Source organism: Shewanella sp. UCD-FRSSP16_17 (assembly GCF_001675935.1).
Lineage (GTDB): Bacteria > Pseudomonadota > Gammaproteobacteria > Enterobacterales > Shewanellaceae > Shewanella > Shewanella japonica.
The window spans coordinates 1,068,946-1,080,586 of the sequence record NZ_LZFV01000001.1 but is presented as its reverse complement, the minus strand read 5'-3'; the positions used below and the strand labels follow the sequence as shown (position 1 = coordinate 1,080,586).

General features: G+C 40.8%; 11 protein-coding genes. 9 read left to right on the top strand and 2 right to left on the bottom strand.

The features are described from left to right. Positions 1–38 precede the first annotated feature (38 nt). Positions 39–1,139: a phage shock protein operon transcriptional activator gene (gene pspF / locus A9267_RS04540; protein ID WP_065108366.1), complete on the bottom strand. Its 1,101-nt coding sequence runs from the start codon at positions 1,137–1,139 to the stop codon at positions 39–41. 178 nt (positions 1,140–1,317) lie between these two features. Between pspF and pspA the strand changes: the two genes are divergently transcribed. The 6 genes from pspA to A9267_RS04510 all read left to right on the top strand — a co-directional run bounded on the left by pspA (position 1,318) and on the right by A9267_RS04510 (position 5,875). Beyond that, positions 1,318–2,013, top strand: a complete 696-nt coding sequence (gene pspA, locus A9267_RS04535) for a phage shock protein PspA (protein WP_055023861.1) — start codon at positions 1,318–1,320, stop codon at positions 2,011–2,013. 20 nt (positions 2,014–2,033) lie between these two features. Then, positions 2,034–2,273 carry an envelope stress response membrane protein PspB gene (pspB, locus tag A9267_RS04530; protein WP_119968372.1) on the top strand — a complete coding sequence of 80 codons (240 nt, stop codon included), beginning with the start codon at positions 2,034–2,036 and terminating at the stop codon, positions 2,271–2,273. Then, on the top strand, positions 2,260–2,655 hold the full coding sequence (pspC, locus tag A9267_RS04525) for an envelope stress response membrane protein PspC (protein ID WP_055023860.1): 396 nt from the start codon (positions 2,260–2,262) through the stop codon (positions 2,653–2,655). The genes pspB and pspC overlap by 14 nt, the downstream gene beginning before the upstream one ends. 211 nt (positions 2,656–2,866) lie before the next feature. Next, positions 2,867–4,309, top strand: coding sequence for a YcjX family protein (locus A9267_RS04520; RefSeq protein WP_065108365.1), 1,443 nt, complete (start codon positions 2,867–2,869; stop codon positions 4,307–4,309). Further along, complete coding sequence (locus A9267_RS04515; protein ID WP_065108364.1) at positions 4,309–5,379, top strand: TIGR01620 family protein; 1,071 nt, start codon at positions 4,309–4,311, stop codon at positions 5,377–5,379. The genes A9267_RS04520 and A9267_RS04515 overlap by 1 nt, the downstream gene beginning before the upstream one ends. Before the next feature lie 157 nt (positions 5,380–5,536). After that, positions 5,537–5,875, top strand: coding sequence for a ComEA family DNA-binding protein (locus tag A9267_RS04510; RefSeq protein ID WP_065108363.1), 339 nt, complete (start codon positions 5,537–5,539; stop codon positions 5,873–5,875). A gap of 103 nt (positions 5,876–5,978) precedes the next feature. Here A9267_RS04510 and A9267_RS04505 read toward each other — a convergent pair whose 3' ends face one another. Further along, positions 5,979–6,716 (bottom strand): YciK family oxidoreductase, encoded by a 738-nt coding sequence (locus A9267_RS04505; RefSeq protein WP_065108362.1) that lies wholly within the window; start codon positions 6,714–6,716, stop codon positions 5,979–5,981. Between the two features lie 259 nt (positions 6,717–6,975). Here A9267_RS04505 and A9267_RS04500 point away from each other — a divergent pair, with 259 nt between their 5' ends. The 3 genes from A9267_RS04500 to A9267_RS04490 all read left to right on the top strand — a co-directional run bounded on the left by A9267_RS04500 (position 6,976) and on the right by A9267_RS04490 (position 11,636). Then, complete coding sequence (locus tag A9267_RS04500) at positions 6,976–9,465, top strand: VolA/Pla-1 family phospholipase (protein WP_065108361.1); 2,490 nt, start codon at positions 6,976–6,978, stop codon at positions 9,463–9,465. A gap of 120 nt (positions 9,466–9,585) precedes the next feature. After that, positions 9,586–10,599, top strand: coding sequence for a protease SohB (sohB, locus tag A9267_RS04495; protein ID WP_065108360.1), 1,014 nt, complete (start codon positions 9,586–9,588; stop codon positions 10,597–10,599). An 11-nt stretch (positions 10,600–10,610) separates the two neighbouring features. Beyond that, on the top strand, positions 10,611–11,636 hold the full coding sequence (locus A9267_RS04490; protein ID WP_065108359.1) for an AraC family transcriptional regulator: 1,026 nt from the start codon (positions 10,611–10,613) through the stop codon (positions 11,634–11,636). Positions 11,637–11,641 lie beyond the last annotated feature (5 nt).

Below are 11,641 nucleotides of genomic sequence, written 5' to 3'. Positions count from 1 at the left end.
ATTTTAGCAGTGTTAATAACTTGGGAGCAAATATCATATTAAGCCTTCTCCAACAGATTATATTTTTTTAATATCCCACGTAGTTGATGATAGCTTAAGCCTAGTAACTCAGCTGTTTTCTTTTGATTAAATTGGCTTTCAGAAAGAGCACTTTTTAATAATTCAACTTCGTAGTTTTCTGTGTGTTCCTTAAAATTAATCGGGAAGGTTACTTTATTGTCTGCAGCATTATTGTTTGAAGTACTAGGCTCCACATTAGTATCTTGTTCAGATGATGTTGATGCATCATCAATCATATTTGGCTTAGCGACAGGCTCTTGCTGACGTTCTCGTGTTCTAACACGTTTTGTCGGGCGGTAAGGGGAAGCAAATGGGTCTAAAATAATATGGTCAATTTCATCCCCTTCTGAGCCACGACGATAAACGCTTCGCTCGACCACGTTTTTAAGCTCGCGAATATTACCTGGCCATCGGTGACTCATTAGTTGTTCAATAGCCACAGGACTAAAACCACCAAAAAAGTCTAAATCTAGTTGTCTTGCCATACTGACAGCAAAATATTCCGCTAACGGCATAATATCTTCTGTACGACAGCGAAGCGGAGGTAAGGTAATGACGTCAAACGCCAGTCTATCGAGTAAATCTGCGCGAAACTCACCATTTTCTGCCAAGGTTGGTAAATCTTCATTTGCAGCACAAATTAAACGAACATTGGTTTGTACCGTTTTACTGCCACCAACACGTTCAAATTCACCATACTCAATTACACGTAATAGCTTTTCTTGAATAAGACCAGAGGTATTAGCAAGCTCATCTAAAAATAACGTACCATCATCCGCACGTTCAAATCGGCCTTCATGTTTTCCTTTAGCCCCAGTAAAAGCACCAGATTCATGGCCAAACAACTCACTCTCTAATAAAGATTCACTTAAAGAAGAACAGTTTAGTTTAATGAACTCTTGATCCCAGCGCGCAGATAGGTAATGTAATCGCTCGGCAATTAACTCTTTACCTGTACCACGTTCACCGATGATTAATACGGGTTTAGAAAGTGGGGCAACTTTAGACACGTGTTCTAAAACTTCTAACAAAGCATTAGATTGTCCGATAAGATTGTCTTGCTCAAATTGTCTAGTCACTGTAATTTTTAGTCTAATACGCTAACAAGTGGTGAAAATCATAATAGTTGGCTAACGCACTAAAATAAAGAAAAAGTTAATTTTTTGGTTATATCATTGAAATATAATGTTTTTGTAAAGTTGGCACAGGTTGTGAATAATAAACTTCGACACTAACAAAATATTTGAGGGAAACATTATGGGAATCTTCTCACGCTTTGCAGATATCATTAATTCAAACATCAGCGCTTTATTAGATAAAGCAGAAGATCCAGAAAAAATGGTACGCCTGATTATTCAGGAAATGGAAGACACGCTGGTAGAGGTTCGTTCAACGTCTGCAAAAGTATTAGCAGAAAAGAAAGAATTACTCCGCCGTATCAGCCGAGTACAAGAACAAGTTATCGACTGGCAAGCAAAAGCAGAACTTGCTTTATCTAAAGATAGAGAAGACCTTGCTAAAGCGGCACTGGTTGAGAAACAAAAAACAGTGACCATGCTAGAAACACTTGAAATGGAGCTTCAAGTAGTTGAAGAGCATATTGCCCGTCTTAAGCAAGAAGTTGAACAACTTCAAGAGAAGCTTAATGATGCAAGAGCGCGTCAAAAAACGATTATTATGCGCAAGCAAACTGCCTCTTCACGCCTAGAAGTGAAAAAGCAGCTTGATTCAAGCAAAATTGACGATGCGATGGCGAAGTTTGAAAACTACGAGCGCCGTGTAGAAGGCTTAGAGTCACAAGTAGAAGCTTATGACCTAGGTAAAAAAGGTAATCTGGCTGATGAATTCGCAGCATTAGAAGCTGAAGACTCTGTTAATGAAGAGCTTGAAGCGTTAAAAGCGAAAGTTAAAGCAAAGTCAGCGCCTAAATCAAAAACTAAATCAGACAAGTAAACTTTTTTCAGAGGTGAGTTATGGATATGGATCTTCTTATTGCCCCAATTATCATTTTTTTAGTAATTGTGGCACCTATCTGGTTGGTTCTTCATTATCGCAGTAAGCGACAAGTGAGCCAGGGGCTCACTGAGGCGGAGTTTACTCAACTAAATGATTTAATTGCCCAAGCAGATAAAATGGGCCAGCGAATCGAAACATTGGAAGCTATTTTAGATACAGAAGCACCAGAATGGAGGGGAAAAGATGAGCAAAGCTAACGGTCGTACTTTATACCGTATTCCCAAAACTGGTAAGGTTTCAGGTGTATGTGCAGGGATTGCCGATTACTTTAACTTTGAAACCTGGTTGGTGCGTGTGTTGGCTATCTCAATATTCTTATTGGGTGGCGGAGGTCCGGTAATCGTCATATACATAGCACTATGGATGATTTTGGACATTAAACCAGAAGACACAACACATGCGAAAAACCACAAGGATATTGGAGTGAAAAAGAAGGTTTGGCAGGCTGGAGAACCCGCTAAACGAGCTTTACATGAAGTGAATAGTCAGTTTTATGCTTTAGAAATAAGACTGCAACGACTAGAACGCCATGTGACTTCTGATAATTTTGATTTAAAAAGAGAAATCAATAACTTGTAGTTTGCTGTATCAAGGTTGTTTTAGTTTAATCTAGTCGTGAGGCGTGTTTTAAAATATTGGTAATTAAGTTCATCATTATTGGCCTCGACTAATCATTCCAATGGGCGGTTTACCGCCCTTGAGTTTTTCTGCTTTTACCTTAATGTTATATTAATTCTTAACCACTTCTTGCAGCTGATGAATGCTATTTCATTGAATTTTGAGAGACAATATGAGCTTTATTGATCGTTCTATCAGTAAAATTTCTAAAAAGACCCAGCAAATTGTTCACCGAAGCACAGATAGGCATGTACGTCTCGCTGTCACGGGATTATCTGGTGCAGGTAAAACAGCGTTTATTACTGGCTTAGTCAATCAGATGTTGCATGCGGGCAGTAATGTTAAAAATAACCCATTACCTTTATGGCAAGTGTCTCGAGAAAATAGGTTGATTGGTATTAAGCGAGCAATGCAGCCTGATCTTGCGATTGCTAGTTTTGATTATCAAGGAGCGATAAATGCGCTCACGCAATCACCAGCCCAGTGGCCTGCATCAACCAGAAATATCTCCGAGCTTAGGTTAGCGATTAAATATCGCCCAAGAAAAGGGTTACTTGCTAAGTTAACCGAAACCGCCACCTTATACGTGGATATTGTTGATTATCCTGGAGAGTGGCTACTCGATTTACCTATGCTTAAGCAATCGTATTCGCAATGGGTAGAATCACAAATTCAAGTAAAGAGTCGTTTGCAACATTCTGAACATTTTGCAGATTTTGAAGTTGCGCTCAATGCTCTAGCGCTCACCGAGACAGCTGACGAGCATAAATTAAAGCAAATTTCTGATTTATATCAAAAACTATTACTTGATTTGGTTCATCAACATGGTTTTTATCTTGCGCAGCCTGGTCGTATGTTACTGCCAGGTGAGTTTGCTGACACTCCGCTGCTGGCATTTTTCCCATTGATTAATTTAAGCTCGGATCAATTAGCGATACTTGAATCTGCTCCAGAAAACAGCTATTTCCAAGTGTTAAAAAACCGATATCAAGAGTATGTATCCGTTGTTGTAAAGCCATTTTATCGTGATTATTTTGCTAGCTTCGATCGCCAATTAGTGTTGGTGGATTGTTTTAATGGCTTAAACAGTGGTAAAGCTCAATTTAAAGATATGGGCAATGCGCTAAATAGTATTGTTGAAAGCTTTCATTTTGGTCAATCAAGCCTGCTGAAGCGGTTGTTTTCCCCTAAAATTGATAAGTTATTATTTGCTGCGAGTAAAGTGGATAGAGTGACACGTGATCAACAAGGTCATGTGCTTAACTTATTGGGTGACTTATTAAAACACAGCCAACATTTTGCCAATTATGAGGGCTGCGAAGTCGAAACTATGGCGATTAGTGCAATTAAAGCCACACAACATGGCATGGTCACAACAGCAAGTGGCGAGCAAGAAGTGGTTAGGGGATTGGATCAAGACAATAAGCTGCTAACAATATTCCCAGGTGAAGTGCCACAAACCCTACCAGATGATAATTTTTGGCACCAGCAAGGGTTTAACTTTGTGTCATTTAATCCACCTAAAACTACTCAGTCATCAATCTCAGACCCGCGTTTTGAGCATATTCGTTTAGATCACTTGCTGCAGTTTTTACTTGGGGACAAATTACAATAATGAACCAGTCAAACGAGACGCAATCGAACACACCATTAAAAAAGCAGCAGGTTTTTAGTACTGATTCTGTTGAAGGGCAAACTGATGTTAAGCCAAGTCAATCCTTTGAAGAAGTTGAGTTTATCTGTGAAAGTGCACTGACGGAATTGGCAGAAGATATTGATATCCTTGAGGCTAAGTCATCGCCCAAGCGCTGGTCGTTACTTGCAAAGCTTTCTTTAGTCGGCATGTTAGCTATGGTGATTGTTCAAACAATTTTAGGCTTGAATAATGCGCTTACACAAAGCCCATGGCTATTTGGGTTTTATATGTCTGTTACGGGCGTTATTTGTGCGTGGGCTCTGAGCATTACGCTGTCGGAATGGCGAAAACTGACAGCACTGCGAGGGGTTGCAGATGCTCAAGAAGTCGGTGAGCGTCTGGGTCAAAGTATGCAAAGAGGTGAAGCTAAGGGGTTCATCGACCCCTTGATTCAGCAATACCCTGACTCTAAAGGTAAGCAACAATACCTTGCGATAAATTCTCAGGAACATAATGACGCTGAAATGGTCATGCTGTTTGATGACTTAGTGGTGATTGAGCGTGATGAGCAAGCAAAACAAGTCGTGAGCCGTTTTGCTGCTGAATCTGCACTGTTGCTAGCTGCAAGCCCACTTGCCGTTTTGGATATGGCAATAATATTGTGGCGTAATCAACGAATGATTAATGCAATCGCAGATATTTACGGTATCGAACTTGGCTACTGGAGCAGAATAAAACTTATCAGAAGTATCATCGTCAATATTGTGTATGCGGGTACAACAGAAGTCGTAACGGATTTAGGTACACAGCTACTATCCGTTGAAATGACCGGAAAACTCTCAGCAAGACTTGCACAAGGTTTAGGGGGGGGCTTGTTAACCGCTAGATTGGGCTATCAGGCGATGAACCTATGTCGTCCTCTTAAATTTAAAGAGTCTAACCGACCTAAGCTCGGGCAGATACATCAGCAGCTTCTGGGTGAATTGAAGCGTTTTTCGACTTCGGTTCTCAGCTCTTCGAAAGACAAAGTCGAATCAGAGCCACGTTAACGGTACAAAAATAGGGTTGAGTTGAGTAAAATTTGACCTGTTGTGAATTTTGACTACAGTTTTATGACAGTTATTTAGTTGTTACTTAAGTAGCTGCAGTGTCGATCAAGGAATTAAGGAAGCAGATCGACTTAATATAGGACTAAAGGAGTTCAACATGAAACACTCATTTTTAGTGGGCGTTGTATGCGMCTGCGCAATTTCTGTGATGTACCAATCCCCCTTACATGCAAAGCAAGTGGATAGCACTGCTAAACAGGTTGCAGCTCAACATGACACTGTTAAGCAGACTAGTTCAAAAATGGCTAAGGTTAATATCAATAAAGCCAGCGCGGCTGAATTACAGCAGTTGAAAGGGATTGGCGAATCTAAGGCAAAGGCCATTGTCGATTACCGTGCTAAAAATGGTAAGTTCAGTAATCTTAATCAATTGACTCAAGTAGCGGGTATTGGTGACAAGCTGGTGGAACAAAATGCGAAACAAATCAGTTTTTAACTCGCTTTAAAAAAGCACAAAAGTAAAAGGGAGCGTTTGCTCCCTTTTTTTATCGTTAATTTATAACCAATTTAATTTGTTTGTTGTCGCTGAAAGGGCTGACTTATTGAGCGTTAAGCTGCTGACCATTAACATCCTTTGCATCATCGCCCATTAAATATAAATATACTGGCATGATGTCTTGAGCTGTTTTTAAGGTTAATGGATCTTCCCCAGGATAAGCTTTTGCTCTCATTTCTGTGCGAGTTGCACCAGGGTTAATACTATTAACACGAACATTGGTACCTTCACACTCATGTGCTAAAACTTCCATCATGCCTTCAGTGGCAAATTTTGAAAAAGCATATGGCCCCCAATAAGCTCGTCCTTTACGGCCAACACTACTAGAAGTAAACACCAATGAAGCAGAAGGGGCAGAGCGCATAATTGGCAGTAATGCTTTAGTCATAATCACTTGGGATATAACGTTAATTTTCATCACATCTTCAAGAGACGCTAAGTCAATGTGCTCAAACGGACCTAAAGCGCCCAGTAAGCTGGCATTATGTAGTACGCCATCAAGGTGACCAAATTGTTCAGCGATGGTATCAGCCATATCTTTATAGTTTTGCTCTGTGGCTCCTTTTAAGTCTAAAGGGACGATGGCAGGTTTTGGATAACCAGCTTGTTCTATTTCATCATAAACGGCTTCTAATTTTTTGACTGTTTTACCTAGTAATATGACAGTAGCACCATGTTTTGCAAAATTAATTGCTGCAACACGACCTATCCCAGCACCAGCGCCAGTAACAAGAATTGTTTTATTTTTTAGTAAATCTTTTTTAGCTTGATATTCCAACATGGTTCAATTTTTCCTTCGGCCGCAAAAGCACGTCAAATCTAGATTCGAACAAAAGATAAACGTTCGTTTTAAACAAATGACTGATAAATGTTAACGTGTAGCACTTTCGCATGTAACAAATATGTAGCTAACTCAATAATTTTACGTTAACTTGAGATGAGTTAAGGACAAAAATATGTCCTTATGGTCATGTGTTTACGCTATTGTGACCAATTTTTGGGGAAATTAAAATTATTACAACAAGATTTGGGGAAAAAAGATGAAAAGACTCATATTGGGTGTTGCTATTGCATCTGCTCTTGGGCTCAGCGGCTGTAGTGAAGATAGTACAAATGAAGCAAAAGATTCTGTCGAGCCACTCATTCCATTCTCTCAAATGGTATTTGATCCTGCAGCAGGTGAAGTGCCATTACCAAATGACCTTTTATTTAACGGTACAACAGATGGTACGTTAGCGATTCCTGGTGAAGACGGTATTGACTATGTTGACCCAACTCTTGCCTTAGGTGCATTAGATGGTTGGTCTACAACATCTCCAATTTCAATCACAGTTGATCTTGCGACTGATAATTCAGGTGAGATGTTAACAATCGATGCAGCTTCAGTTTTCCAAGCTGGCGCTGTACGCCTATTTGAAGCAACTGTTGGTGGCGCATTATCAACTGATCCAGAGTGTACAGATGCGTTAACACTTTCAGCATGTAAGATTGGCGCAGAACTTCAGTTTGGCGTTGACTTCATCGCGCAAGCTTCAGGTAACACAATTGCCATTGTGCCGCTTAAAGCCTTAAAACCTAATCAATCATATATTTATGCAACGACGGATCTTATTCAAGATTCTGCAGGTCGTTCTATTGAGCCATCGAGTACTTATACATTACTGAAACTCGATATTGACACTAAGCCGTTAGAAACTGATGAGCAACTTTTACTTCAAGGTTTAGTGAATAGCTACGAGAAAGGGTTAGCTGCTGAACACGGTGTAGATGCTGAAACTGTTTCTTATTCAGGTTTATTCACTACGCAGTCTGTTGCAGATGTTTACGAGACAACTAAATTGTTAATGGCTTCAAGCGATCCATACAAGCCTGCATTTGTTCAGCCTCCAATGCCAATGGATAACGGATTCGGTGGTGTGGTTACTGTGGCGCAAGCGGCAGGTTTAACGGTTGAAGATGGCCTTGCTTATGTCGTTTCTGACATAGCAGAAATTTATACCGCAGTAGTTCGTATGCCTATTTACGGTGATTGTTCTTCTGCTAGTTGTACAATTCCGATTGTTGATGGTGCACCTACAGCGCCAAATGGTCGTTGGCATGCTTATGGTGATAGTCCTGTTTCAGTATTATTAGCACTTGATTCTGGCTCAATGAGTGTTGCTAACTTTAGTTCTCAAGCTGTCGCTCAAGGCGTTGATCCAGCTGCTGCGCTGCAAAATCCTGCGCTTATGGCAGGTAAAATTTGGAAGTTAGACGACGGTACTGATGCCGATCCAACTAAACATTTAACCAAGTTTAACCCTATCCCAGCGATAATGGGCTATGAAGACGTTACAGTTCAGATCACCTTACCAAATGCGGCTAAATTGGCGGCATTTAGTGCACAAGCTGGATTACCTTTTGCTGCACCGACGAATGGTTGGCCAACGGTTATGGCTTTACATGGTCTTGGTGGAACTAAGCAAATGGCATTAGCGTACGCTGGTACTTATGCTGCAGCTGGTGTTGCGACGATTGCGATTGATATGCCACTTCATGGCGATCGCTCATACGATGCAACAGGTAATGGCGTTTATGACATCTCGGCAACGAGCGAGTTGTTTGGTCCTCAGTATGCCAACGGTAACCCATTAGTTTTTGTCAATGTGGCGAGTACGCTTACTGTGCGTGATAACTTCCGTCAAGCAACCCTTGATCATTTAAGTTTACGTCTACTGTTAACAGGTATGTATACAGAAATTGCTCAAGCGGGTGGCCAGCAAGTATTTGATATCAGTAAAATCAGTGCTCAAGGCTTAAGCTTAGGTGGCATTGTAGGTACGACGTTATCAACGTACGCTTCAACTGGTTTAGTTGACCCTACAACGGGTACTGAATTACCTAATGCTTATGGTATTAATGCGGCATCATTAGTGGCACCAGCAGGTGGTCTAGCAGGTTCATTTGCTGGTTCAGCTACTTTTGGACCAGTATTATTTGATACTGTGACAGGTACTGAAGCATTCATGGAGTTAGTTGAAGAAGCTAATGAAGCGGGCTATGAGCCTGGTACACCTGAGTATGAAGCACTAGTTCAAGCCGTTTACTCTGCCTTCATTCCAACATTCGCTTTCGCAGTACAAACGGCGGTTGACTCAGCAGACCCATTAAACCATGCAGCAGCACTTGCTGATACACAATTACCTGTGCACCTTATTGAAGTCGCAGGAGATGGTGCGGGTAACTTACCTGATCAAGTATTACCTAATATGGTTGAAGGTTTCCCATTATCAGGTAGTGAGCCGTTAATCTCTGGTTTAGGTCTAGGTTGTGTCAGTTCAACTAATGCAGGTTCTGGTGTTGTTCGTTTCGCTAAAGGTCATCACAGCTCGCTAGTGAGCCCTGATGAAATTGATGGCGTTACCGATGGCATGGCTGCACTAGCAACAGTTGAAATGCAATCTCAAGTTGCTGCTTTTGCCAAGACTGCAGGCTTAGGGGCTGCGACGATTCTAGTTGATAATCCTGATGTGCTTGTACCTTGTAGCTAATTAATGATATTTCATCGTTAATTGATTAAAAACCCAGCACCAGCTGGGTTTTTTATTGTCTACATGGTTTAAGTTCCTGCTAAGATAGCGCTAATAACGTTTTTCTTTATGGAGTGTATTTTGGAGTTTTTATCTGAGTACGGCATGTTTCTCGCTAAAGCCGTCACTATCGTTGTCGCCATCCTTGCAGTTGTCATTGTTGTTTTAGCTAGCAGTATGAAACAAAAAGCAGACAAAGGTGAGCTAAAGTTAACGAACATGACCGATGAGCTTAAACAGCTAGAAAAAGAGTTAAAGGAAGAACTGCTCTCTAAAAAACAATACAAGGCTTACGAAAAGCAATTAAAAGCTGACGAAAAAGCGGCTGAAAAAGATGAAACAACGCCGTCAAAGGTGTTTGTTATCGACTTTAAAGGCAGCATTGATGCTGGGGAAGTTGCTGCTTTACGTGAGGAAGTCACTGCGATTTTAACCATAGCAGAAAAAGATGACCAAGTATTAGTGAATGTCGAAAGTGGCGGTGGCATGGTCCATGGCTATGGGTTGGCATCAAGTCAGCTAGATAGATTAAAACAAGCCAATATTCCACTGACAATTTGTATTGATAAAGTGGCTGCCAGTGGTGGTTACATGATGGCATGTGTTGCAGATAAAGTTTATGCCGCTCCTTTTGCTATCGTTGGTTCTATTGGCGTTGTTGCGCAATTACCAAACTTTAGTCGTTTACTTAAAAAACATGATATCGACTATGAGCAGCATACAGCAGGTGACTTTAAACGCACATTAACTGTGTTTGGTGAGAATACAGATGAGGGTCGTGAGAAGTTTCAAGAAGAGCTTGAAGAAACCCATGTTTTATTCAAAGAGTTTGTGAGCAAATATCGCCCCGAAATGGATATTGCTAAGGTCGCAACTGGTGAGCATTGGTATGGTCAGCAAGCTATTGAGCTAGGATTAATTGATGCTATTTCTACCAGTGATGACGTTATTTTGAGTTTAGTTAAAGAGCATCAAGTTATTAAAATTAAATATCAAATGAAGAAAAAGCTCGCTGATAAAATCGCACATGGAGCGTCATTATCGGTTGATGGTGTTATTAATCGTTTGATGGAACGCGAAAGCACAATTAAATAACAAGGGTATAAATGCAACAAGAGTCAGGATATAAAGCCAATATGATGGTGGGTGACCAATGTTATCCCGCTTTTGAATTGAGAAATTTACTGAACTTTATTGAAACTCACCTCGGTGAGAGTGTTGCTAATGAAATTTACCAGCAACTGGGCTTAGGGCCATCGGAACTCAGCGCTATGCAGTTTGTTTATGTATGGCAAGTTGAGTTTGCGATGGAGCAATTACGCACTTTAAGCCCAGATCATGAAATCGGCGCTAGACTAGGGGCAAGTTACCAAGTTTCAACGCTCGATGTATTACTTCCTTTCTTTGACCAGTTCACTACCTTGGGTGAATGCTTAACGTTTGTCATTAAAAATCCCGATCTTGCTGGCAGTTTTGCCGATACACTTATACGAGTAGAAGACTCAACACTTTGGGTACGCTGGCTTAACACGGGTAAAGTCTCTGCAGATAAATTTTCTTTTCAGTTTCAACATAGCGTATGTGCGTTATTGGGTGCTGCAAGGCAACTCGTTAAAGCGTCAGTAAATATTGACGAAATTCATTTTGCCTCTGCGCCGCATGCCACAGTTTTTTTGAGCCAAATTACTGGGGCCCAAATGACGTTTGATTGTGATTTTTTTGAATGGGGGATCAATCTTGATGTGTTGAAAACGCCGCTTGATTATCAATTTGATCAACTTTCTCAAATAGCGGTACCTGATGGTATTTCTTTCATTGACGAGGTGTTAACTCATATACGAGCTTGTATGCCGACTCCCCCCAAATTAGACCCCTTTGCATCAACCATGCATATGAGTGATCGAAGCCTAAGGCGAAAGCTATCCGCTGCTGGCACGACTTATCAAAAATTAGTCGATCAAGTGAGATGCCAAGCAGCAATTAACCTTATTTTAGCTGATGAACTGCCTATTGAAGATATTGCTGAAACCCTTGGTTATGGCGATGTTAGTCATTTTAGGCAGAGTTTTAAGCATTGGTTAGGTTATCCTCCTGGACATTTTTTAAGGCTTAACCAGTTACACATGGAGTAATCCCG

Excerpts from the sequence above, each read along its gene's own strand:
- A9267_RS04505 (WP_065108362.1), bottom strand. The coding sequence starts at position 6,716 with ATGTTGGAATATCAAGCTAAAAAAGATTTACTAAAAAATAAAACAATT.
- pspA (WP_055023861.1), top strand. The coding sequence starts at position 1,318 with ATGGGAATCTTCTCACGCTTTGCAGATATCATTAATTCAAACATCAGC.
- A9267_RS04490 (WP_065108359.1), top strand. The coding sequence starts at position 10,611 with ATGCAACAAGAGTCAGGATATAAAGCCAATATGATGGTGGGTGACCAA.
- A9267_RS04500 (WP_065108361.1), top strand. The coding sequence starts at position 6,976 with ATGAAAAGACTCATATTGGGTGTTGCTATTGCATCTGCTCTTGGGCTC.
- pspB (WP_119968372.1), top strand. The coding sequence starts at position 2,034 with ATGGATATGGATCTTCTTATTGCCCCAATTATCATTTTTTTAGTAATT.
- A9267_RS04520 (WP_065108365.1), top strand. The coding sequence starts at position 2,867 with ATGAGCTTTATTGATCGTTCTATCAGTAAAATTTCTAAAAAGACCCAG.
- pspC (WP_055023860.1), top strand. The coding sequence starts at position 2,260 with ATGAGCAAAGCTAACGGTCGTACTTTATACCGTATTCCCAAAACTGGT.
- A9267_RS04515 (WP_065108364.1), top strand. The coding sequence starts at position 4,309 with ATGAACCAGTCAAACGAGACGCAATCGAACACACCATTAAAAAAGCAG.